At 41.0% G+C, this 23,739-nt stretch carries 26 protein-coding genes, 4 tRNA genes and 1 riboswitch; of the genes, 18 read left to right on the top strand and 12 right to left on the bottom strand.

Features of this window, described 5'->3' with window-relative positions; all coding sequences use genetic code 11:
* Positions 1–20: 20 nt before the first annotated feature.
* Together FTT92_RS01410 and coaD are read right to left on the bottom strand one after the other, a co-directional pair.
* Complete coding sequence (locus FTT92_RS01410; protein ID WP_078191349.1) at positions 21–284, bottom strand: YfhL family 4Fe-4S dicluster ferredoxin; 264 nt, start codon at positions 282–284, stop codon at positions 21–23.
* Position 285: 1 nt separating this feature from the next.
* Positions 286–777, bottom strand: coding sequence for a pantetheine-phosphate adenylyltransferase (coaD, locus tag FTT92_RS01405; protein WP_078191350.1), 492 nt, complete (start codon positions 775–777; stop codon positions 286–288).
* A gap of 137 nt (positions 778–914) precedes the next feature.
* Between coaD and smpB the strand changes: the two genes are divergently transcribed.
* A complete protein-coding gene (gene smpB, locus FTT92_RS01400; protein WP_078191351.1) occupies positions 915–1,388 on the top strand; it encodes an SsrA-binding protein SmpB in 474 nt (157 codons plus the stop codon).
* A 53-nt stretch (positions 1,389–1,441) separates the two neighbouring features.
* Here smpB and FTT92_RS01395 read toward each other — a convergent pair whose 3' ends face one another.
* From FTT92_RS01395 to rluD, 4 genes are all read right to left on the bottom strand, one after another.
* Entirely contained in the window at positions 1,442–2,791 is a 1,350-nt protein-coding gene (locus tag FTT92_RS01395) for a hypothetical protein (RefSeq protein WP_373684086.1), read from the bottom strand.
* Between the two features lie 229 nt (positions 2,792–3,020).
* Positions 3,021–3,572, bottom strand: coding sequence for a flavodoxin family protein (locus tag FTT92_RS01390; RefSeq protein ID WP_180171235.1), 552 nt, complete (start codon positions 3,570–3,572; stop codon positions 3,021–3,023).
* Between the two features lie 40 nt (positions 3,573–3,612).
* Positions 3,613–4,353, bottom strand: a complete 741-nt coding sequence (gene pgeF, locus FTT92_RS01385) for a peptidoglycan editing factor PgeF (RefSeq protein WP_180083782.1) — start codon at positions 4,351–4,353, stop codon at positions 3,613–3,615.
* Positions 4,354–4,398: 45 nt separating this feature from the next.
* Complete coding sequence (rluD, locus tag FTT92_RS01380; protein ID WP_078191355.1) at positions 4,399–5,451, bottom strand: 23S rRNA pseudouridine(1911/1915/1917) synthase RluD; 1,053 nt, start codon at positions 5,449–5,451, stop codon at positions 4,399–4,401.
* A gap of 71 nt (positions 5,452–5,522) precedes the next feature.
* Here rluD and FTT92_RS01375 point away from each other — a divergent pair, with 71 nt between their 5' ends.
* The gene (locus FTT92_RS01375) at positions 5,523–6,506 is read left to right on the top strand and encodes an outer membrane protein assembly factor BamD (protein WP_180065829.1); all 984 of its coding nucleotides are present in this window, start codon (positions 5,523–5,525) and stop codon (positions 6,504–6,506) included.
* 48 nt (positions 6,507–6,554) lie between these two features.
* Here the strand turns inward: FTT92_RS01375 and FTT92_RS16635 are convergent, their stop codons facing one another.
* A complete protein-coding gene (locus tag FTT92_RS16635) occupies positions 6,555–6,689 on the bottom strand; it encodes a hypothetical protein (RefSeq protein WP_257231541.1) in 135 nt (44 codons plus the stop codon).
* 38 nt (positions 6,690–6,727) lie between these two features.
* On the opposite strand from FTT92_RS16635, the gene FTT92_RS01370 reads away from it, so the two are divergent.
* Positions 6,728–8,656, top strand: coding sequence for a DNA primase (locus tag FTT92_RS01370; protein ID WP_180171234.1), 1,929 nt, complete (start codon positions 6,728–6,730; stop codon positions 8,654–8,656).
* Positions 8,657–8,711: 55 nt separating this feature from the next.
* Here FTT92_RS01370 and hemA read toward each other — a convergent pair whose 3' ends face one another.
* Positions 8,712–9,995, bottom strand: coding sequence for a glutamyl-tRNA reductase (gene hemA, locus FTT92_RS01365; RefSeq protein WP_180171233.1), 1,284 nt, complete (start codon positions 9,993–9,995; stop codon positions 8,712–8,714).
* Positions 9,996–10,073: 78 nt separating this feature from the next.
* Here hemA and FTT92_RS01360 point away from each other — a divergent pair, with 78 nt between their 5' ends.
* From FTT92_RS01360 to panD, 11 genes are all read left to right on the top strand, one after another.
* On the top strand, positions 10,074–11,786 hold the full coding sequence (locus FTT92_RS01360; RefSeq protein ID WP_180171232.1) for a hypothetical protein: 1,713 nt from the start codon (positions 10,074–10,076) through the stop codon (positions 11,784–11,786).
* 9 nt (positions 11,787–11,795) lie between these two features.
* Positions 11,796–12,374: a lipoprotein insertase outer membrane protein LolB gene (lolB, locus tag FTT92_RS01355; RefSeq protein WP_180126312.1), complete on the top strand. Its 579-nt coding sequence runs from the start codon at positions 11,796–11,798 to the stop codon at positions 12,372–12,374.
* A gap of 28 nt (positions 12,375–12,402) precedes the next feature.
* Positions 12,403–13,242, top strand: coding sequence for a 4-(cytidine 5'-diphospho)-2-C-methyl-D-erythritol kinase (ispE, locus tag FTT92_RS01350; protein WP_180171251.1), 840 nt, complete (start codon positions 12,403–12,405; stop codon positions 13,240–13,242).
* Positions 13,243–13,245: 3 nt separating this feature from the next.
* Positions 13,246–13,320 (top strand) — tRNA-Gln (locus tag FTT92_RS01345).
* 38 nt (positions 13,321–13,358) lie between these two features.
* A tRNA-Gln gene (locus FTT92_RS01340) sits at positions 13,359–13,433 on the top strand.
* Between the two features lie 28 nt (positions 13,434–13,461).
* Positions 13,462–13,536 (top strand) — tRNA-Gln (locus FTT92_RS01335).
* 91 nt (positions 13,537–13,627) lie between these two features.
* Positions 13,628–13,702, top strand: a tRNA-Gln gene (locus FTT92_RS01330).
* A 37-nt stretch (positions 13,703–13,739) separates the two neighbouring features.
* On the top strand, positions 13,740–14,693 hold the full coding sequence (locus FTT92_RS01325) for a ribose-phosphate pyrophosphokinase (protein ID WP_078191360.1): 954 nt from the start codon (positions 13,740–13,742) through the stop codon (positions 14,691–14,693).
* A 98-nt stretch (positions 14,694–14,791) separates the two neighbouring features.
* Complete coding sequence (gene rplY / locus FTT92_RS01320) at positions 14,792–15,088, top strand: 50S ribosomal protein L25 (RefSeq protein WP_078192179.1); 297 nt, start codon at positions 14,792–14,794, stop codon at positions 15,086–15,088.
* Between the two features lie 20 nt (positions 15,089–15,108).
* Positions 15,109–15,684, top strand: a complete 576-nt coding sequence (pth, locus tag FTT92_RS01315; RefSeq protein WP_168378106.1) for an aminoacyl-tRNA hydrolase — start codon at positions 15,109–15,111, stop codon at positions 15,682–15,684.
* Between the two features lie 150 nt (positions 15,685–15,834).
* Entirely contained in the window at positions 15,835–16,215 is a 381-nt protein-coding gene (panD, locus tag FTT92_RS01310; RefSeq protein WP_078192181.1) for an aspartate 1-decarboxylase, read from the top strand.
* 122 nt (positions 16,216–16,337) lie between these two features.
* Here panD and FTT92_RS01305 read toward each other — a convergent pair whose 3' ends face one another.
* A complete protein-coding gene (locus FTT92_RS01305) occupies positions 16,338–16,958 on the bottom strand; it encodes a GDYXXLXY domain-containing protein (RefSeq protein ID WP_180171231.1) in 621 nt (206 codons plus the stop codon).
* Positions 16,958–18,799, bottom strand: coding sequence for a DUF2157 domain-containing protein (locus FTT92_RS01300; RefSeq protein ID WP_180171230.1), 1,842 nt, complete (start codon positions 18,797–18,799; stop codon positions 16,958–16,960). Before FTT92_RS01300 ends, FTT92_RS01305 begins: the two co-directional genes overlap by 1 nt.
* Before the next feature lie 170 nt (positions 18,800–18,969).
* A riboswitch (FMN riboswitch) is annotated at positions 18,970–19,123 on the top strand.
* A 103-nt stretch (positions 19,124–19,226) separates the two neighbouring features.
* On the opposite strand from FTT92_RS01300, the gene ribB reads away from it, so the two are divergent.
* Entirely contained in the window at positions 19,227–19,886 is a 660-nt protein-coding gene (ribB, locus tag FTT92_RS01295) for a 3,4-dihydroxy-2-butanone-4-phosphate synthase (RefSeq protein ID WP_180171229.1), read from the top strand.
* Positions 19,887–19,973: 87 nt separating this feature from the next.
* Here ribB and FTT92_RS01290 read toward each other — a convergent pair whose 3' ends face one another.
* The gene (locus FTT92_RS01290; protein ID WP_180171228.1) at positions 19,974–20,585 is read right to left on the bottom strand and encodes a LysE family translocator; all 612 of its coding nucleotides are present in this window, start codon (positions 20,583–20,585) and stop codon (positions 19,974–19,976) included.
* 62 nt (positions 20,586–20,647) lie between these two features.
* The gene (locus FTT92_RS01285) at positions 20,648–21,136 is read right to left on the bottom strand and encodes a DUF1289 domain-containing protein (RefSeq protein ID WP_111885315.1); all 489 of its coding nucleotides are present in this window, start codon (positions 21,134–21,136) and stop codon (positions 20,648–20,650) included.
* 188 nt (positions 21,137–21,324) lie between these two features.
* On the opposite strand from FTT92_RS01285, the gene FTT92_RS01280 reads away from it, so the two are divergent.
* The 3 genes from FTT92_RS01280 (at position 21,325) to FTT92_RS01270 (ending at position 23,723) form a co-directional block, all read left to right on the top strand.
* Positions 21,325–22,257 carry a rhodanese-related sulfurtransferase gene (locus tag FTT92_RS01280; RefSeq protein WP_180171227.1) on the top strand — a complete coding sequence of 311 codons (933 nt, stop codon included), beginning with the start codon at positions 21,325–21,327 and terminating at the stop codon, positions 22,255–22,257.
* 194 nt (positions 22,258–22,451) lie between these two features.
* The gene (locus tag FTT92_RS01275) at positions 22,452–22,748 is read left to right on the top strand and encodes a hypothetical protein (protein WP_078192186.1); all 297 of its coding nucleotides are present in this window, start codon (positions 22,452–22,454) and stop codon (positions 22,746–22,748) included.
* A 363-nt stretch (positions 22,749–23,111) separates the two neighbouring features.
* Positions 23,112–23,723: a DedA family protein gene (locus tag FTT92_RS01270; protein ID WP_111885305.1), complete on the top strand. Its 612-nt coding sequence runs from the start codon at positions 23,112–23,114 to the stop codon at positions 23,721–23,723.
* Positions 23,724–23,739: the final 16 nt, after the last annotated feature.

The raw sequence follows: 23,739 nt of genomic DNA, 5'->3' as shown, positions 1-23,739 counted from the left end.
CATTCTAACAAATCTGACAACTAATTGCTTGATGTTTTTTGAGCAGTTAGTTTTTCGTACTTTTGTTGAAGCTGTTCCTGAGTTTCAGGATGTGCCGGATCCAATGGAATACAATCCACCGGACAGAACAACTGACACTGCGGTTTATCGTGATGCCCAACGCATTCCGTACACAAATCAGGGTTAATCTCATAAATGAGTTCCCCCATGAAAATCGCCTCATTGGGGCATACAGGTTCACAGACATCGCAGTTGATGCATTCATCAGTGATATATAAAGACACTCTACCAACCTTGCTGTTGTTTACGCTTAAAGGCTTCCACAACAGCTTGTGGTACAAACTGAGTGACATCACCATTTAAACGTGCAATTTCACGCACGAGCGTAGATGAAATAAACGAATATTGCTCTGATGGGGTTAAGAACACGGCTTCAAATTTACTGTCCAAACGGCGATTCATATTTGCCAATTGAAATTCATATTCAAAATCTGAAACTGCACGTAAACCACGTAACACGGCTGTTGCTTTTTGCTCGTTAAAGAAGTTGACCAACAGCCCATCAAAACCTACAAACTCAACATTTGACAAATGACTTAAAGACTCTTGCGCTAGTGCAACACGTTCTTCCAGACTAAACACAGGGTTTTTGTGATGTCCAATTGCAATTGCCACGACAACTTCGTCAAACATGCGTGATGCACGTGTCACTAAGTCGATATGACCATTAGTAATTGGATCGAATGTGCCCGGATAAATTACACGAGTTTTAGACATCCAGTTGTACTCTGTTATTTTGTAGATGGGTATTTTAACAAAATCTTGATTTATAGGTGAAGTCAGCTTGTAAATTTAAAAACTTCATCTTATTCAAAGTTCGGGTACAATAGTGCTAAGTTTGGAAGTTTTTGATTATGACGAAAGCAGTAGTTAAAAAAAATAGTAGCAGTACGATTGCCCTAAATAAGCGTGCGCGTCACGATTATTTCATTGAAGAAAAATTTGAAGCGGGTCTTTCATTACAAGGCTGGGAAGTCAAATCAATGCGTGCGGGTCGTATGACTATCGTAGAGAGCTATATTACGTTTAAAAATGGTGAAGCATTTTTATTCGGCGCTCAAGTGCAACCTTTACTGAGTGCTTCGACACATGTGGTGCCTGAAGCAACACGTACTCGTAAATTATTGCTGAACCGCCGTGAAATTGAAAAACTACAAGGTGCAATTAACCAAAAAGGTTATTCATGTGTGCCTTTGGCATGTTACTGGAAAGGTCCTCATGCCAAACTTGAAATTGCCCTAGTAAAAGGTAAACAGCTTCACGACAAGCGTGCAACGGAAAAAGACCGTGATTGGCAGCGCGATAAAGCCCGTATTTTTCATAAATAAGTTCAATAAAAAAACCTCCATCTTGGAGGTTTTTTTATTTTTAAATTGCAGATTTAGCAGAATTTCAATCCACCAAAACAGTTGGTCCGAACTTCCTGATTTCCCAATACCTGATTTTTTAACGTTAAATTGGCCGCACCGGCATTACTAAGGTTAATTGAACCTACATTTTTATAAATTGGCAGACCAAATGCTGCACCAACAGCAGAACCTAAGGGAATATAAATTGGTTCATTGGTTAAAATTTGCGATACTTTTTGTGCAACTTGAGGCAAGACGCCTGAAATATCCACTTCAGATGTTGGATTTAATTTGCCAATATTGATCGGGTCTTTAAATGACATCCACCAACCTGTACGTGCAATATCATCTGCATTGGCATCTGGCCAACTGATATCTTGAGATTGAAGCGATAAATAACCTGCTGTGCCATTTAATGGAATGTTATGAATCATATTTAAGGCTTGCTCAAAGGTAATATTCATTTTCAAACCATCAATTGATGAGCCAGAATCCATAAAGAACTGCGCCCCTTCTACCCATAACAAATTACGGTCAAGTTTGACCTGTAAACTACCACTATCACGGTTGAGTTGAATCGATGGCACTGTCGCACTGATATTTTTGGCAACGGCTTGAGTTTGTCGTTTTCCGTTGATAGTAATTTCAGGGACGGTAAACGGCACATTCATTGAGGGAATTTTTAAGCCCTTACTATTTTCGGGTTGGCTGATAAAGCTACGATCATTGTTCCAAATCGTATTAATCACCAAGTTACCGGATAAAGTCTCACTGCTGCTATCCCCAAAGATCGCTGCTTGGGTTTTTGCTGTCCCTGTAGTCGGTGCAATTTTCATATAACCGCTCAGTGACTTAATCCCATCAGTCGGCGCACCCGTGTTTTGAATACCTGTGGTCAATAAACCTGTAATTGATTCAGCACTGACACGGAAGCCTTTAACTTCACGTAATGCGGCTTGTTTTGGGTTTTTAATTGCAAATTCAATAAACGGATTTTTCAGTTCGGCACTGGTTGACGCTCGATCACCATTAAAGACGGGATTACCGTTGGTATCAGTTGAAGTAGCATTACCACTCAACGCCAGATGACGAATATCAATATCACAGCCATTTGACCCATTTACCCCACCACAGCCGAGTTGCAAACTTTTGACATTGACGTTCAGATCCATGACGGCATCTAAACTGAGTTTGTAGAAACCAATATTTTCATCGACCATTTGTTGGTTGACCAAAATAGGATCGGTATAGGACATATTCATCAATGCAGCACCATTGATGGCAGACAATTCTTCATCGGCTAATCCCACCAATCCTTCTGCTGCAAAAACAACGTCAGAAACACATAAGGTCAATGCCATTGCGACTATTGTTTTTTTCACGATTATTTAATCCTTTTTAATATTCGTCACTCATCCCGAGTGAAATTTATGAGAAGATTAAATCAATAGCGTTGGCGTAAATGAATGGCAATTTGTGACACGCATCACAACTCAATTATACAAAATGCCAATTTTCACGAATTTTAGGCCAATAAAAACCCCAGTAACATTTCCATCACTAGGGTTTTCAAAGATTTATAAATGATAGTTCAAACGATTTATTTACAAATTAATTAACTTTATTTAACAACAGTCCCAGATATTCACCAAACCAAATAGCGGTTTCTAAATCACCCGCAGGTGGCGTGACTTCAACAGGCGCATTATCCGATTGTGTCATTAAACCTAAAAAGCTCGACATCCGATTTAAATCTGTTGTGCTTCGTCCAGTTGGCATCAATGGAAGACCGCTCCACAACATGCCGTGCTGCATGGCGAATAAATTGATTTGCTGCAATACTGCCAATTTATCTCCACTTAAGCCGCCACCATTGGTAAAACCAGCGGCTAACTTGCCTTGCCATGTCCGTGCTAACCAGCGTTTAGATGATTGCTCCATGAATAATTTCATTGCCGCACTCATACTGCCCATATAGGTTGGGCATCCAAAAACGATGGCATCTGCACTGTCCAATTCATCCCAATCCACATGCTCTACATTCATGAGATTGACTTTTACACCGGCTTTTTCTGCACCTTGTACAATGAAATTCGCCACTTTGGCAGTGTGCCCATAGGGGCTGTGGTAAACAACAGCAAGAGATTTAGCAGTCAAAGACATAACATTTAAAAGTCGATAGATTCAGTCAAGTTTAGCATTTTCAAAGCATAAAGACGAATGTTGCCATACGTCCTGTTTTCGCTTCTCGGCGATAAGAAAAATATTCTTCAGCTTGCAAAAAGGTACATTGGTCGCCACCGGTTACAGCTTTAACCCCATGTAATGCAAGAATATAACGCGCTATCGCATAAAGATCAGCATAATATTTGCCTTCCTTTACACCAGCTTTAAATGCACTTTCAAGTTCTGGATATTTGGAACAAAAGGCAGCTTTGACTTCTGCGCCAATTTCAAAACTCTCTTGGCAAATAGCTGCCCCCAACCAAGCCCATGTTGGCTGAGTGTGCATGGCTGCAATGGTGTTTTCCACAATACCATTAGCCAAGCCCTTCCAACCTGCATGCAGATTGGCAACTTCTGTCCCGTCAGCATTACCCAAAACCACGGGTAAGCAGTCTGCGGTCATCATCATCAGGGCATGATGTTTAGACTGCGTGACCATACCATCGCCTTCGGGTGCAACAAAGTTGATCTGTTCATCAATGCGATGGCATAGCGTACTGTGCGTTTGGTTCATCCAACTGATTTTATTCACGCCATATTCAGCAAAGTCTTTGAGCAATTGCATCCGGTGCTTTTGCACACGCGCTGCATCATCTCCTACATGCAATGCCAGATTAAATCCTGCCAGCTCAGGTTGTTCAGCGGGTTGCGTCTGATCATGATGAACTCGAGTTTGTCCCACAAAAACACCCTGTGGAAGTCCCTGAACAAATTGCATGTTACCGTCCTTTTCTATCTATGGCGTGTAAATCAGTTTTAAAACTTAATAAGCTTTGTTTTCACTACGTAAAACTTCAACCAATTGATTAAAGTCTTCAGGCCATGGTGCTTCAAACATCATGTCTTCTCCTGTACGTGGATGAACGAGACCCAATTTAACCGCGTGTAACGCTTGACGTTTAAAGCCACGTAAAGTGTCATCTAATAACATCGACGCGCCTGCAGGCATACGTACACGTGGTACATACACTTGATCGCCCACAAGACCATGACCGATATAAGTGAAATGCACACGAATTTGATGGGTACGACCCGTTTCTAAACGTGCTTGAACGCGGGTAAAGTTTTGGAAACGTTCTTTCACATTGTAGTGAGTCACCGCATCTTTACCGCCCGGCAAGACTGCCATTTTGATGCGATCGACAGGATGACGTTTAATTGGTTCATCGACTGTACCGCCAGCAATAATGTTGCCATATACGATCAAATCGTAAATACGGTAAACCGATTTCTTCGCCAATTGCTTACTTAAAGAAAATTGGGATTCGAGGTTTTTCGCAACAACCAACAAACCTGAGGTGTCTTTATCAATACGATGCACCAAACCTGCACGGGTCAACTCTGAAGATTTTGGGTAATGGTGCAAAATTGCATTCACCAATGTGCCTGTACTGTTTCCAGCGCCCGGATGTACAACCATACCGACAGGTTTATTAATCACCATAATATCGTCATCTTCATAGACAATATTAAGTGGAATATCTTCAGGTAAGCTACGTGTTTGTGCTTCTAACTCGACGTCTAAAGTCAATAACTCTGTGCCTTCGCATTTGTACTTTGGTTTCACAGTGTTACCATTGACCAACAAATGGCCCTCTTTGAGCCACTGTTTTAGCTTTTCACGAGAAAAATCAGTCCAAACCAGTGCTGAAACCTGATCAATACGTTGTCCTAAGTAGCTTTCATCCAATTGAAATTGCAACGATAAACGTGTTGCAGTTGAGTCTGAAGTATGATTATCTGCATCCTCAGAATCTTCAAGTAAATTGAAATCAGTTTCAGGGAAATTAGAATTGGAAGATTGTGCTTGACTCATTTGCTCATTCAGACAAAAGTGGTTTAATAGTTCAATTGTAGCTCATTGCCCGTATTAACAGAGGAATTTTTATGTCGCTACCAAAATATAAAATGACAATGCTTGCTCTAACAATAGGCATTGCATCGGCAATGGTAGGCTGTAGCAGTAATCCAAAGAAAGAAGTGGTCGACACAGGTCCACAATCAAGCGAACAGATTTATATCGAAAAAGCACAAAAAGCGCTTGAACGTAACCAATATACAGATGCAGCAAAACACCTTGAAGCTCTAGAGACCTACTACCCTACAGGTAACTATGCGCAGCAAGCACAACTTGAACTATTGTATGTAAAGTTTCAGCAAAAAGACTATGAAGGTGCGATTGCACTTGCAGACCGTTTTATTCGTATGAACCCACAACATCCGCAAGTTGATTATGCGTACTACGTGCGTGGTGTTTCAAACATGGAGCAAAACTACAACGGTTTGCTTCGCTATACTTCTTTAAAGCAATCGCATCGTGATGTGAGCTATCTCAAAGTGGCTTATCAAAACTTTGTCGACTTTATCCGTCGCTACCCATCGAGTGAATATGCAGTCGATGCCGCACAACGTATGAAGTTCATCAGTCAAGAATTGGCTGAAAGCGAAATGAATGCGGCGCGTTTTAATGTGAAGCGTAAAGCATGGTTAGCTGCTGTTGAACGTTCACTTTGGGTGATCGAACATTATCCGCAAGCACCGCAAGTTCCAGAAGCTCTAGCGACTGTAGCCTATGGTTACGACAAACTTGGTGATAAAACCACGTCTCAGCAATACATTGAAGTACTTAAACTGAACTATCCAAAACTTGTGAAGTCAGACGGTACGGTCAATATGCGTGCTGCACGTAGTGAAGGCAGCTTCCTTAACCGTGCAACTTTGGGTATTTTCGGTAAAGAAGCACAGACGATGTCTGAGCAAACCTCTACAGACGTAGTTGAAACCGATGAAGAAAAACGCAGTTTAACCAATCGTTTAAGCTTTGGCTTATTGGATCGTCCTCATAGCGAAAAAACTGAGTCGTCAGAATAAGCTGAATAATATAGTCGCAACGAAGGTCGATTTTTCACAAAGGGCAAGTTAGAATACTTGCCCTTTGATCTTTTCAGGATCTACAGATTCGGTTAGATTAAAAGGTATACAATAGTTCGATGGACGATGCTGTACTGCATCTCCACCTGAACTTACAGCATTGCTGATTTCAACATATTTCACGAACTGCCCAAATTCAATAGATAGACAGATAAAACAGCATGGCCATTCCTCAACATACAATTGATCAAATTTTAGATCGCACCGATATTGTCGATGTGATTGGTCAATTTGTGAAATTGAAAAAGACTGGACGCACCTACTCAGGATGCTGCCCATTCCATCAGGAAAAATCGCCATCTTTCCATGTCTATCGTGATAAACAATATTTTCACTGCTTTGGTTGTCAGGCCAATGGTAATGCCATCCGTTTTTTAATGGATATTGGTAGCCGTAACTTCATCGAAGTAATGAAGGATTTATCTAGCCAAACGGGTATTGAACTACCGAAAGACAATAACGATTCCAATAAACTCAAATATAAACGCGAATCTAAACCCAAACCTGTACAAAAACCTGCAATCGAAGCAAAAGCTCTGCCGCCCAAAACAGGCGAAACCGACACAAATCCTGCTGCAGTAAATTTCGAACACGACCCATTTGCTGAGTTTCAAAATAACGAAGACGCCTTTTATGGGAGCGATCCGTTTGCTCACTTTGACCAAGTTGCCAATGGTTTTGAAGATGTGCCGCAAGACGGAAACTTATATGACTTGCTGGAAAATGTCGCACAGTTTTATGAGCAACAACTTCCGCTCAGTCCAATTGGGCAAGCTTATTTTAAACAACGGGGTCTCAGTGCAGACACCATCGCCTATTGGCGTTTAGGCTATGCCCCTGAAGATTGGCAACATCTGGAAAAAGCCTTTCCACAAGATATCGAAGGACTCAAACTTCTCGGTTTGATTCGCACCAGTGATAGTGGTCGTGACTTTGACTTACTGCGTGAGCGAGTGATTTTCCCGATTCGAGATGCGAAAGGTCGCGTGGTCGGTTTTGGTGGTCGTGCCCTAAATGATGAAATCAAACCGAAGTACATCAACTCCCCTGACTCTGAAGTTTTCCATAAAAACCAGTTACTTTATGGTTTATATGAAGGCCGTAAACAAAAAGCCCAAGATTGGTTAATGGTCGAAGGTTATATGGATGTCATTGCCCTACAGCAATATGGCATTCATGGCGCTGTTGCAACCTTAGGAACCGCGAGTAATCCTGAACATTTAAACATTTTATTTAAGCAAAATAGCCGCATTACCATTGCATTTGATGGAGATGCCGCAGGTCAAAAAGCAGCTCGACGTACGCTCGAAATTGCCCTTCCATTACTGAATGATGGTCGTGAACTTAAATTCTTTGTTTTGCCGAATGACCACGACCCAGATTCATTGATCCGTCGTGAAGGTATCGAAAATTTTCGACGTTTATTGGATACCTCACCGCTACTTTCTGAGTTTGTTTTTGCACATTTAACGCAAAGTCATAATGTTGCTTCGCCTGAAGGTAAAAGTCAGGTGATGGGTGAACTCAGACAGCTCACTGAACTGTTGCCGAAAGGTGGTTCATATCGTTATTTGCTACAACAATATTTCCGTGAAAAATTAGGGTTTAGCCGAAAGTGGCAGCCTCAAGTCAATAATGATGCATCATTGAGCTTTAGTACAAAAATTGATGCTGAAGAATATGTAATTGCGATTTTAATCAATCATCCTTATCTCTACATTCACTTTGAGCCTTTACGTGCCTTAGTGTCACAAGATCTCTTGCTTTATCACGTTTTAAATATTTTCAATGTGATTTTTGATGAATTGCCTGATGACCCAGAGTTATCCACCTATTATGTACTCGGTGCTTGTGCAGCACATCATCATGAATTACAACATATTTTAGAGCATGCCAATATCAGCGATTATACGTCATCACCTGAACAAGCAGATAAACTTGCGGCAGATTTATCGACAAAATTGCAATATCAATTCTTACAACTCAAGATCAAGTCGAATAAGTTTTCTAGCCTTGCAGAAATGCGTAATTTAAAACAACGTATTTATGATATTGATAAAAAAAGATCACTCACGCTCCTTGAAGATTAAGTTTTAATTTCAAGTTCAAGCTGTGAACAACATACTATTCAATGAATCAGCTTATTTATTTCTTTGGTTTACGGCGATTTTCAGCCACATTAACTAAATCTTGTTCTAACATTTCAAAATAAGCAGGGTCTTCCGCCATCGCTGCATTGCGCAGCACGATAGAGGTCGGATGCAATAGTTTTTGGGTTAAACGATGCGACATTTCTTGCATAATTGTAGCCGCATCTTCACCCTTTTGTAGACGATTCAGCGCCAAAGTCAGTTCTTCTTGACGCAATGACTCCCCATGTTCACGGTATGCATGAATCGTCGAGCCAGCCAAATTCACTTTTTGCTGTGTGATTAAATCTGTCGCAAGCTGATTGACCATGACTTCGGCTTCAACTGCCGCCTGACGACGCTGAGCCAAATTTTCTTCAATGACAGTTTGCAGGTCATCTACACCATATAAATAAACGCCATCTAAACTTTCGACTTTGGCTTCAATATCTCGTGGTACAGCCAAATCGACCAACAGCATTTGTTTATAACGGCGTTTTTTCAATGCTGCTTTGACATCCGCAAAATAAATCACTTGATGCAAGCTTCCAGTACAACTTGAAATTACATCTGCGCGATGTAAATTGTCTGCCAAATCTGCAAAATCAATTATTTCAACTTCTACACGATGAGCAATCTCTTGGGATAAAGCTTCGGCACGGGCACGTGTACGGTTACAGATAATAATTCTGCCCACACCCATTTCGGCCAAATGCTTTGCAACCAAGCTATTCATTTCACCAGCAGCAACAATCATGACCGTCAATTTTTCAGGCTGACTAAAAACCTGTAAAGCTAGCTGAGCAACGGCATAGCCCATCGACACTGCATGACTTCCTACGGCTGTTTCAGAACGCACTCGTTTTGCCGCATAAAAGGCATATTCAAAAATACGGTTTAAATTTGGGGAGACAGTTTCGGCATCTTTGGCTAAGGACAAAGCCGTTTTAACTTGACCTAAGATTTGAGGCTCACCAAGCATGAGCGAATCCAAACCGCTAGCCACACGCATGAGGTGTGTCACCGCCTGTGCATTTTCATAACGATACACATGATTTGACAATTGCTTTACATCAATACCATTTGATTGGGCAAGCCAATTCAATACCATGTCTGCATTTTCAGACATCGCATAGACTTCAGTACGATTACATGTAGATACCACCACCATGTCATTGAGTTCAGGTGCATGGCTTTGCTGTTCAAGCAGCGCTGTTAACTTTTCAGGGTTAAATGCAATCTGTTCGCGCAGTTCTACAGAGGCGGTTTGATGGTTGACACCCAATGCAAAGAAAGACATATCAGATCATCATTTCGCTAAATTTATGCTATTGTGCATTATCGGCGTCATAAAAAGCATTACTTGGATCAAGAAAAATTGCGTCTAACAAATAGCCGACTGAACGGCCAGACAATAAAGCAGTATTCTACCACATTCTTACTTGTTGGTAGCATGGCTTCTACTGCCCCAATTCGGGCCGTGGGAGAAGTTTACCATGCAAATTCAGGATATGATGCAATTAAACAAAGTATGATTGCAGAATTTGCCTTAGCTTATAACGACATCCCAACCGCGCTTCATAATTACACCGTGCTTGCAATCAAAAGTAAATCCACCATGGTCAAACAGCGTGCTTTAAACGTTGCTATTGAGCAAAATGATTTACAAGCAGCCTTAGATATTGCTACACATTGGGTTGTGCAAGAACCTGAAGATGTACCAGCATTATTTTATTTATCACATATTGCTTTGAAAGCCCATGAATATGAGCTTGCCGCCGAAACACTTGATAAAATTTTAACCATTGACCCAAATGCAGATTTAGAACAAATTTTGGCGGGTATTTCCCCTGAATCAGAGGAAGATCGCGCTTATCTGATTCAAGCACTGACCGCTAGCAAGGAGAAAACCAACCCTTCTATTTTGGTCTTAGTCGCAGGTTTACAAGCTCAAAATGGTGCCTTTGCTGATGCCTTAGACACCATTAATTTAGCACTGAAAAAACGCCCGAAAGTGACTGGCTATATCTTAATGAAAGCCAATTTACTTATGTCGTTAGGCGATGAAAAAGAAACCTTAAAATGGTTCGAAAAATCCAGCCGTAAACACCGCAACAATATGGAAGTTCGCTTAGCCGAAGCAAAATATTTAATTAAAATCAATCAGTCAGAATTAGGTCTAGAAAAACTCGAAGATATACTAAAGAAATGGCCATCTGCTGAAGAACCGCTATTTATGGCAGGTTTGACCAGTATTGACTTAGAGCTTTATGAAAAAGCCGAAAAGTATTTGGTGGAGTTACGTTATTCAAGCAAATACCAAAATGAAGCGTATTACTATCTCGCAGTAAATGCTGAACGCAAACAGCATTATGAAACGGCAAAAGCCTATTATCGCCTTGTTGATGGCAGTCTTTATACAGTTTCACGGCGCAATATGATCAGCATTTTTAGCCAGCAAAATAAGCTGCATGATGCACTGCGCTTTTTAACCCAAGAGCGGGTTAATTATCCTCAACATGCCAGTTTCTTATATCTTGCTCAGGCAGATATTTTAAAACGCATGAACAATAAAAAAGCAGCAGTCCGTTTGCTTGATGAAGCGGTAAAAAACTTGCCCGAAGATCCTGAGCTCATTTATGCCGAAGTTCTACTGCTCGACGCCCATCAAGATAAAGATAGACTCGACCAATTACTAAAACAATTACTTAAAATTGAACCCAATAGCCCGACCTATTTAAATGCATATGCCTATACCTTGGCGGTACAAAATAGACGCTTAGATGAAGCCCGAAAATACGTCGAACATGCCTTAGAATATGCTCCTGAGCAAGCCTCAATTTTAGATACGTTCGGTTATATTTGTTATTTGCAAAATGATTTTAGTACATCTGCATCTGTTTTGGCCAAAGCGTATGAACTGAGTAATAGTTTAAAAATTGGCATTCGCTATGCACGATCAGTCTTCATGCAAGGTGATATGCATAAATTTGACGCGTTGTTACAACAACTCCAACAAAAACATCCGAATGATCCGCAATTAGAGCAACTACATTCGTTATTGTTACCCCAACCCATGAAAAAGAGTTAGAAAGACTTTATGCAAGTATCTTCAAAATTTGGGGTATCTGCCCTGACCTGCTGCGCTTTATTTTTTACCGGTTGTCAGCAATATGTTAAAACACCCGATCAACCCAGCCCTGAAGAAGTCGCTGCAAATCAATTCAACTTACAAGGTAAGATTGGTGTGCGCACGCCACAACAGTCAGGAAGTGCTTTTTTTACTTGGGTTCAAGACCGCAATGAATATGACATTGAACTGAGTGGCATATTAGGTGTTGGAAAAACTCAAATCAGCGGTAAACCCGGTCAAGTTCAACTCAATAGTGCAAAAACCGGTTTGATTGAAGCAGCAACACCAGAAGAATTACTCGAACGTGCTACCGGTTGGCAAGCTCCCATTACCCACCTCATCGACTGGGTACAGGCGCGCCCTGCAACCACACAAGCAAAAATTCAACGCGATACTGCGCAGCGTCCACAACAGATTATTGAAGATGGTTGGACCGTTGACCTCAGTTATAACGAGACTGCGACGGTACCGAACAAGTTAATTTTAAAACAAGCACTTGAATCCGGTCAGGAAAACCGTATTACAATGGTGATTCAAAATCGTTAATTTGCCTAAAAGCTGAACTATGACTTCCATGATTCGTGTACCTTCTCCTGCAAAACTCAATTTGTTTTTGCACATTACTGGCCGACGTCCTAATGGATATCACGAATTACAAACGATTTTTCAGCTCATCGATTTATCAGATTGGATGGAATTTCACCCACTTGCAAATTCTGCTGATGAAAATTTTATTCAAATTGAGGGCTTAAACAGCGTTAATCTAGAGCAAAATTTAATTTATCGTGCTGCTCAAATACTCAAACCGTTTGCTAAAGCACTGACTGCACAAAAAATCCACATTGAAAAAAATATTCCGATGGGTGCAGGGCTCGGCGGTGGTTCATCCAATGCAGCCACCACCCTAATCGTGCTTAATCAACTATGGAAATGCGGTCTAAATACCGAACAACTTGCAGAGTTCGGCTTACAACTTGGGGCAGATGTTCCAGTGTTTGTACATGGTCTAAATGCATGGGCAGAAGGCATCGGTGAACACTTAACATTCATAGATTTAGCTCGAAAACAGTACATTGTGTTAAAACCTGATTGTTTTATCAGCACTCAACTGCTTTTTTCACAAAAAACGTTGACAAGAGACTCAAAGCCCACTAAATTTTGCGGCTATCAGGAAACGCCATCTGATTTTGGAAATAACTTTGAGCCTGTGGCACGAAGCTTATATCTCGAAGTCGATGAAGCAATGCGGTACTTAGATCAGTTCGGTACAGCAAAGCTTACAGGTACAGGTGCTTGTGTATTTACTGAAGTGACTGAAAATATGAATATTGATGACATATTGAAAAATGCACCATGTAAATCTTACTTGGTTCGCAGTTTGCAAGAATCACCATTACGTCATTTTGAGGTTTGATATAGGGGCGTCGCCAAGTGGTAAGGCACCGGGTTTTGATCTCGGCATCCGTTGGTTCGAATCCAGCCGCCCCTGCCATCATTTTTCACCTGTAGATGTAATTGCTGTAAAGTATTAGGGGCGTCGCCAAGTGGTAAGGCACCGGGTTTTGATCTCGGCATCCGTTGGTTCGAATCCAGCCGCCCCTGCCATTTACTTTATTCGCTATTTCATCAATTTAGGGGCGTCGCCAAGTGGTAAGGCACCGGGTTTTGATCTCGGCATCCGTTGGTTCGAATCCAGCCGCCCCTGCCATTTACTTCAAAAAAGACAGAGCATAATTTGCAGTATCTTTGTTGTTTCAACTTGACAAAATACTGTAAAAATATTAAAGTTCTGCCGCATTAGGGGCGTCGCCAAGTGGTAAGGCACCGGGTTTTGATCTCGGCATCCGTTGGTTCGAATCCAGCCGCCCCTGCCATCTAATTCTCCAATTTGCCAACCGCCAAGGGTGCTTCATGCCCAATCTTGTCGTTTTTAGTGGATCTGCACATCCACAATTCGCCCAAAAAGTCGTTAGCCACCTTCACATCCCTCTAGGTGCTGCATCTGTAGGTCAATTTTCTGACGGTGAAATCGCTGTCGAAATTACTGAAAATGTTCGTGGTAAAGACGTATTCATCGTACAACCAACTTGTGCTCCAACTAACGATAACCTTATGGAAATCTTAGTTATGGCTGATGCTTTGCGTCGAGCAAGTGCTGGTCGTATCACTGCTGTCATTCCTTATTTTGGTTATGCTCGTCAAGACCGTCGTCCACGTTCAAGCCGTGTGCCAATTACAGCAAAAGTTGTTGCAGATATGCTCACAACTGTTGGTATTGACCGCGTTGTCATGATCGACCTTCATGCTGACCAAATCCAAGGTTTCTTCGATATTCCTGTAGACAACATCTACGGTACTCCTGCACTTTTAGCAGATCTTCGTCAACAGTCACACGACAACTTAATGGTTGTTTCTCCTGACGTTGGTGGTGTAGTACGTGCGCGTGCTGTAGCTAAGCAAATGGGTGATATCGATCTTGCGATCATCGACAAACGCCGTCAAAAAGCGAATGAATCTCAAGTAATGCACTTGATCGGTGACGTTAAAGGCCGTGACTGTGTCATCGTTGATGATATGGTGGATACAGCAGGTACATTGTGTAAAGCTGCTGACGCACTAAAAACTTTTGGTGCTCGCAAAGTTGTTGCTTACGCAACTCACCCTGTACTTTCTGGTAAAGCTTTAGAAAACTTGAAAAACTCTGTGATTGACGAATTGGTTGTAACAGACACTATTCCGCTTTCAGAAGAAGCTCAAGCTCTTGGTAAGATTCGCCAAGTTTCAGTTGCAAGTATGGTTGCTGAAACAATTCGTCGTATTAACAACGAAGAATCTATTAGCGCAATGTTCGATTCTTATCTATAATATAGCGCTAAATTTAAAAGCCCTGCCTTTTGGTGGGGCTTTCTATCACTAGACTGGTCGAAGGTCTAGTCAATTAAACTTAAATAGGAATGTCTATCATGGCAAACTTCGTATTAAATGCAGTAGCACGTGAAGAAGCAGTACAAGGGAAAGGTTCGAGCCGCCGCCTTCGTCTTCAAAATAAAGTACCAGCAATCATCTACGGTGGTGCAGCTGAACCTGTAGCAGTTACTTTGGAACTTCGCGAACTTGTTAAAGCTTTAGAAAACAACGCATTCTTTGAAGAAGTTGTTGAAATCAACATCGACGGTAAAGCTGAAAGCGTTAAAATCCAAGCTTTACAACGTCACCCAGCTAAAAACACTCCTATGCACGCTGACTTCAAACGCGCATAAGTGTTAAATGGTGTAAATGAGTGAGTAAACTTTCACTGATTGTTGGTTTGGGTAACCCTGGTTCTGAGTATGCCCAAACCCGCCATAATGCAGGCTTCTGGTTTGTAGAACGCCTTGCAGAACAATATGGCATTCAACTCAAAGCTGATCCTAAATATAAAGGCATCAGTGGTCGTGGTAATATCGAAGGTCAAGACGTTCGTCTGCTGTTACCTACAACCTTTATGAACCTCTCTGGTCAAAGTGTTGTTCCCTTCGCTAAATTCTATCAAATTGCTCCCGAAGCAATGCTTATCGCACACGATGAACTTGATATGAACCCTGGTGTCATTCGCCTGAAAACTGGCGGTGGTCATGGTGGTCATAATGGTTTACGCGATATCGTCCCGCATATTGGTCCAAATTTCCATCGTTTACGTATTGGTATTGGTCATCCTGGTTCTAAAGAACGTGTCTCAGGCCATGTCTTAGGTAAAGCACCAAGTAGTGAACAAGGCTTAATGGATGATGCTATTGCACATGCCTTATCACGTACTAAATTGTTGGTAAGTGGTGAGATTCAGCAAGCCATGAACCAAATCAACGCTTACAAATAGAACTGACAATTCCACAAATTGTTGAACAATACTTATTGCCATCTGAATGATTTCAGAGCAAAATGCGCTTGCATTTGACTGCTCACCCAGCATTCAAGAGATTGTTCCACCATAAGATACGATCTTAGGTCTACCAAGGAGACGCTAGCCATGCTATCTCGTTTATTAAAAGCTAAAATCCACCGTTGCGTCGTTACACAAGCAGAATTACATTATGAAGGTTCTTGTGCAATTGACGGTATTCTTCTAGATTTAGCCGGTATCCGTGAATATGAAGAAATTCATATGTGGAACGTGACTAATGGTAAGCGTTTTACCACTTATGCCATTCGTGGTGAAGAAGGTTCTGGCATTATCTCTGTAAATGGCGGTGCTGCTCACCAAGCAGATATTGGCGACTTGATGATTATCGCAACTTTTGGCGATTTCACAGAAGCTGAAGCAAATGCACATAAGCCACGTTTAGTCTATGCGAACCCAAACAACACTGTGAACCACACAGCGAACTGTATTCCAGTTCAAGTTGCTTAATTCAAGCATTTAAAGATTCTAAAAAGCCCGCAAAATTTGCGGGCTTTTTTATGGCTGAACTATGCATTATTGACTGCAAAAATTCAGTATTAGACGCATATCACTACATACAACTCAACAGCTCAACTTATCTCCCCTGCTCTCGGGCCCTTCCACCATGCTTGGTTTTGTTTACAATCAAAGGGCTGTAAATGCTCTCCGACCAACCCCACCAACAAAGGCTGACCATTTTCTTGTACCTTTAGCTCTGCATATTGCGCATCGCGATAGCACGACTCCAAGCCTTCAGCAAATAAAAAGCTTCTCGCAGCGGGATATAAACCCTCAAATCTATTGTCAGGATTTTTGAGCAGCAGTTTTGTGGATGAGCTTGGATACTGCGCTAACAACTCTGGGTTGAAACTGGTTCGAATCACTCTACGCTGTGCATCAAGCTGCACATAACTCACAATACTTTTTTGATCGACAAAATAGTCACGGTGTAAATTTTCAGCATCGTTCACTTTGGCAGCCTGCCCATTGGCAGATTGCTCTTTTGATGGCTGACCACCAAAATAGAGCTGATAATTCAAGGCCATATAATCACCTTGAATCAAAGAGCGCGGATCGACAGGCTGCAGCTTTACATAAATACTCTGACTGTTTGCCAGATGCCATTCATGACGTGCAATCATCAGTACGAATATAAAAATACTGAGTACAGCCAAACCAACAGGAAATATTTTTTTATTAAGTATGGTCATCACACATCTCCCCCTTGTTTATGCTGTTTCGCAGATAACATCTTGGTAATGCCAAGCAGCAAAAGGCCAGAGATCAAAATCGTTAAACTTTTCAATAAAAAACTCAGACCCAAATTGTAGTACAGCATCCATAAGCTAAAAATGATCAACACGATGCTCAGGGCTTTAACCAAAGATTGCTGATAGACCTGCGCCCATGCCAATAAAAACAATAATAAGAAAATTTCAAAATAACCCATCGCAATCAGCACAAGACCCAATAGCAGTAACAACCATTTTTCGCTCCCCGCCTGTTTTTTCTGATTTGCGATGTAAAGGCCAAGCCAAACTACAGGCAACAGATAACCGATAAACAGGTCAAGAACACCATGTTGGGTCTGTTCAAACTGTAGAATGTTATTTGACAACGTCTGCAACACTACACCCGCCAATGCGATGCATAACATCCATAACACAACACTTTTTCGATACATCGTGTGCAACCACGCTGTTGCACTCCCGAGCAAGAAAATCAGTAGAATATAATTCAATCCGATCACAGCTAAGATGACATGTTCATCGCTCATAAAAAGATCGGCATCAAATAGTGTGGCCACTGCAAGGCCGTATCCTGAAATGAGTTGAATAAAAACAATAAACCAATGCATTCGACTAAACAAACAGAGCAATATAACGCCAATTTGCAACACTAAAATAAACGAAATGCTATTGGTTAAGCTCTCTGTATGTATGAAGACCGCAGATTGGCCACATACCCATAAGCAGTAAGCAAATTGGCGACTAAAGACAATTTTAGCACTTCGAATCAACCACCAAGCCACAGCCACAAAAACTAAGCCCATGACGATCGAAAACGCTTTCCAATAGGTCAGCAATAAGCTCGATAAAATAATGCCTGCCAACCATGCCCCAATAGCTAAAGGAATAACCGCAAATTTAGTCTGTGGCAGAAATTTCATCAGTGCCCAACTGATCACCGCAAACCAAGCAAATATCAGCAAGGCAAAAACCAACAATCCTGCACTCGAGTCAGATAAAATATGTTCTGCCCATTGGAAAATCAAAATACTGAAACTCGCGGCGAGACCTGCAGCTTGTAAACTGGTTTCTAATGCACGATGTTGTCGATAAAAATAGATAATCAGATAAATTGGAAGCAACAATGCAAAAATTAAATATTGCCATTGATACTGCTCTACCCCATTTCCACAGTATAAAAACATGCAATACATCGACATTAGTGTAATGAATGCAATAAATACAAAGCGCAGCGCAGCATAATATTTCAAACAAAACGTCACACAAATTGCCGTCAATATATTCATGCAAAGTAAATACCACCATGAATGATCAACGATTAAATAGCTTTGTTTAAAATATAAAAATAATGCCAATTGACTGATCAAACACAGTAACGCAAAGACTCCGATATTCGATCGATATAACCAAGGTAAAAGCAGCAAAGCCCAGACTAAAAATAACAGATAACTGTCTGCACCTGTTTGATAGACCTGCCCAATCACAGCCAAACTCAATCCGAGCAACAAAGCACTTAAAGCATCTAAACTTTGCTGAATCCAAACACGACTTGCAACATATACACTCGTCACAGCACTCAGCAGCAACAGCAACATTGGAATTGCCAATTGAATGAATTTTGGCAACATCAACCAGTTTGCCGCGATCAAATACACGAAACTGGCTGCTATCAGTGCAACACCGATTACTTGCAGATACCGAATAACCTGTACATCTTGGAACAGATCTGTTGAAAACTCTTGATCTAACTGTGAATGATGCAGCTTTATATTCTGCTGCTGAGAATGCTGAGGAGCGGTCATTTTTTATCATTATGCAATCATGGTTGATTTATCGGCACGATAGCATGCTTTGACACACTTTATATAAATGCTTACAAATCCAATCTTATAACTTTACTTATCTAAAATTTTGCAAATGATTCTAAGCAATAATCCCCCATCATCACTCAAACAGGTCTATACTCAAGACACATCGCTTCAGGGCGGGGTGAAATTCCCCACCGGTGGTAAATTTGCTGGGTTGAAAGCCCTGCAAAAAGCCCACGAGCCAATCGTTTAAACGCGATTCGCAGATCAGGTGCAATACCTGAGCCGACGGTATAGTCCGGATGAAAGAAGACGACGTCACATCTCTATATCATTGATCATTTTCAATATATATCGTAACGCCACTATTTCACATGTCCTGAAATGTTCAACCGTATCTAAAATTTACGCGAGCGTTTCAATGTCTAGTTTAATTCAACCCGAAATTTTCTTTTCTGCCCTTCCACCTGCAGAACAGCGCATGCTGCAAGCCTTAGAAGACATTCGTCAAGGCAAGCCTGTTTTAGTCATGGACGATTTTGACCGTGAAAATGAAGCCGACCTGATTGTTGCTGCAGAAACACTCACTGTAGAAACCATGGCACGTATGATTCGTGACGGTTCAGGGATTGTCTGCCTGTGTTTAACCGATGCTCAGGCTAATCATTTAGAACTTCCACCCATGGTGTCTGATAACTCTAGCCATTTTAAAACTGCCTTTACCGTCACCATTGAAGCTGCGGAAGGTGTTACTACTGGCGTTTCAGCAAAAGACCGAACAACTACAGTCAAAGCCGCAATTAAAGATGGTGCTGTTGCTAGTGACTTAAACCGTCCGGGTCATGTTTTTCCTTTACGTGCGCGTGAAGGCGGCGTATTGACCCGTCGTGGACATACTGAAGGGACTATTGATCTGGCACGTCTGGCCGGTTTAAAACCTACAGGTGTTTTGTGTGAATTAACCAACCCAGACGGCACAATGGCCAATGGCGTACAAGTTTTAGCGTATGCACAAACCCATCATTTGACTGTACTCACCATTGAAGAAATTGTGCAATATCGTTTACAGCACAATCTCTAGTGCGAATTAATTAAAGCTCTACACATTCATAAAAAGGCTGATTGAATCAGCCTTTTTTATTTTTTACTGCATATTTCAAATTAAGAATTAAACCGTGAATATGCTATAGATCCCGTAGATGGCAACTACCACTAAAATCAGCCCACACAGTGCCAACAATTTTTTATACCAGCGTGATTTCGACAATCGATGAAAAGACAAATACACAAAAGACAAGGTTGCGAAATCTAAAACAATCCAACTCAGGGTCAACACAATTAAACTCAGATTAAGATGAGGAGTAATTCCTACAAACTGCGGAAAAAATGACGCGAAGAAAATAATATCCTTAGGATTTGAAATCCCCACAATTAGTCCTTGCTTAAAACCCCCTTGTGCTGCTTTTAACTGCAGAGATTGTACAGTGGGCTGTATAGTTACTTCTTTTAAAATATCAAATCCAATATAAGCAATATATAAACAACCCAGTATTTTGATGCCATCGAGCCAATGCGCATTAACATTTAAAATGCCTTTTAAAATACATACTGACAGCACAATCAAAATCAGTGACGCAAAATTTGTCCCGACAATGGTTTGAAATGCCTTTTTATAGCCGCCTTGTAAACCTGAACTTGCGACCAACAGCATGACAGGTCCAGGCGTTGCAATCATTACGATGACTGCCACACAATATAAAAAGTACTCCGAATAATTCACGCTGAGATTCCTTTACTTATTTTTTTACATCACGATAAATTTCATAAATAAAAAAAGAGGACTTAGTCCTCTTCATCCATGTTTTGCAATAAATGCAAGCGAATGGCATCTGCTCTTAAAAATGCCAAATCATAGCTGGCTGTGGCGAGTGCTAAAACACGACGCTCAAATTCATCCCACAACGGTCGCACCTGTTTGTAATGTATCCCGAGTCCACTTTCATCTGTGAAATGACGGTTTTTTTCGCAGAGCTTGAGTGCGTGATACAGTTTGCGGCCTTTGCTTGCATCTGGACGTAAGCGAACTCGCTTAGACAAAACAAAACCTTCGACATGGACGATATCTGCTTGCGGCAACATCGGTATTAAAATTTGATCTAATTGTGCATCTAAACGACACCAAATGGCCGTGTGTTGCTCTGCTGTATAGGTATTCCATTTTATGACTTCATGGTTAAAGCGGCGGCAACCACGACAGACTGAATCACCAAATACCGTAGAACAACGCCCTGCACATGGGGTTAACGAGGCAATTCGACGATCAGTACTCAAAACCGGCTCCATTCAATCAATATTTATGGGATAAAAACAACTCGGCATGACTATACACGCTAAAACCACTGAAATGAAGCTATGATCAAATGTGTGGTTAAAAGCCATCGCTTTACTCGCTTATTCATCCAAATCACGGTAGAATGTGCGCCTTAATTTTTATCCTGTTTATTCATTTGGAGTACTCCATGAACGCTACTGTAGAACAGCTTGCACCTGTAGAACAGCAAGCGACCTCTGGTTGGGTTGTTGCCGCACTTTATCAATTCAAAGAAGTTCAAGATCCTGCCGATCTTCAACAACGTCTTTTAGACTTGGTAAAAACCATCAACCTTTGCGGTACTCTAATTGTGGCAGATGAAGGTATTAACGGTACTGTTGCCGGTGACCGTAAATCTGTAGATATCATCCATCAGTTCCTTCTCAATGAAGGCTTCAATGCGATGGAATACAAAGAATCGCATAGTACGGATAAACCATTCCGTAAAATGAAGATCAAACTGAAAAAAGAAATCGTGACTTTAGGTGTGGAAGTGAAACCACGTGATTTAGTCGGTCACTACCTTGATCCTAAAGAATGGAATGAACTAATTACACGTGATGACGTAATCCTAATTGATACACGTAACGACTATGAGTACAAAGCAGGTACATTTAAGGGTGCGATTGACCCGAAAACTGAGACTTTCCGTGAATTCCCTGAATACGTGAAAAAAGAGCTTGAGCAGCATAAAGATAAGAAAATTGCCATGTTCTGTACAGGCGGTATTCGCTGTGAAAAATCAACCTCACTTTTACTTCAAGAAGGCTTTAATGAGGTTTATCACCTTAAAGGCGGTATCTTAAAATATTTAGAAGAAACCCCTGTTGAAGAAAGCATGTGGGAAGGTGAATGTTTCGTATTTGACGGTCGTACTGCTGTCACTCACGGTATGGAAGAAGGCGAAAATATCAAATGTCACGCATGCGGTTGGCCACTGGCTCCTGCTGAAGTTGAACTTCCGAGCTACGAACACGGCGTATCATGCAAATACTGTATCGACAAAACCACGGAACAACAAAAAGCTGGCTTCCGTATGCGTCAATCACAAATTGTGGCAGCAAAACGTAAGCGCCTCTAAGGAAAATTTGTTGTAACGATATATAAATAAAAGCCCTATTTTTAGGGCTTTTTTTACGCATTCTCAACAGTGACTTAATTTTTTTGACAAAATAACTATATCTGGTTATTTACGAGAATCAGTTCGCGCATTTATGCTTATTCTGATCAATTGATCCGAGAAAATCATTATAGATAATTGAAAAGGAAAGCATTATGCCAAAATTAATCAACTCTCCAATTGCAACCTCAAGGCGCCTTGCTTTACCCGCTCCCCGTGTAAAAGAAAGTGTAGGAGAATTAAAACACCTCCTTAACCAACAGTCGCATATTTTGATAGTCAGTATTGCTACATGCATTGGTGCAATTTTTGCCTTATTTATTGCTTATACATTGCACTTACAACCCACTATGCTCAACATTCTTGGACTGTGTGTGATTCCATTTGCTTTATCTCTAAGCTTACGCCAAGTCTATATTCACACACTGTTAAATATGGAACATGATGATTAATTTACGCACCTTACAACGTCACTTATTGCAACCTAGTCCTACGCTGTTCAGTACATAAAACGATTTTTAAAGCTGCTAAAGCTCCGAAATCTAAATAAAATCCAAACTGAACAGCGTACACTCAGTACTTTAAAAACTATGATCTAAGCCTTTCAATTATTCAGCCTTATATCATTCAGCATATCTTAAGGCCATCACGTATTCATACTTTTCCTTCTAATTCAGCCTACCTGCTACCTAATACAAGGTGAACTCAATATTTGTTGTTTTTGCTTAGGTGGTTTCAGGAATATTTAAAACGGAACTTTACCCACTGCGCTTTTCAACATAGGATAAATACACCTTTTCTCTGCCTTAGCTACCATGACTTTAACTGAATGGATCATTTCAATCATGGAACAATTGGGTTATCTCGGTATTGCCCTACTCATGTTTCTTGACAATGTCTTCCCCCCAATCCCCTCTGAAATCATTATGCCCTCGGCTGGCTATTCTGCCTCCCAAGGTCAACTACTCCTCATTGGTGTCATTATTTCAGGTTGTGTCGGTTCTTTACTGGCGGCTGCATTGCTATATTGGATTGGTTATAAATTTAAGCATGAATCCATCTTTCACTTCGTCGATCGCTATGGAAAGTATTTATTTATCAAGTCGGCAGATGTAAAAAAATCTCTAGCATGGTTTGAGCAATACGGTCACCGCATTGTATTTTTCGGACGAATGATTCCAGCTGTGCGTTCTCTCATTAGTATTCCTGCTGGAATGAGCCGCATGCCATTTTGGAAGTTTATGTTTTATAGTGGTTTAGGTACGATTATTTGGACCACTTTTTTAGCTTGTATGGGTTTTTATTTAGGTGAAAATCAGCAGTTAATGCAGCAAATATTTAGTAAAGTTGGACATGTGATTATTCTGATCACAGTCATCATTATTGCTTGGATTTTGTACCGTCGACATCAACGTCGACCTCGTTAATTTTTTGTTTTTGGGG

Source organism: Acinetobacter sp. YH12023, assembly GCF_013420135.1.
GTDB classification, from domain to species: domain Bacteria; phylum Pseudomonadota; class Gammaproteobacteria; order Pseudomonadales; family Moraxellaceae; genus Acinetobacter; species Acinetobacter amyesii.
This window is presented reverse-complemented; position numbering and strand designations above follow the sequence as displayed.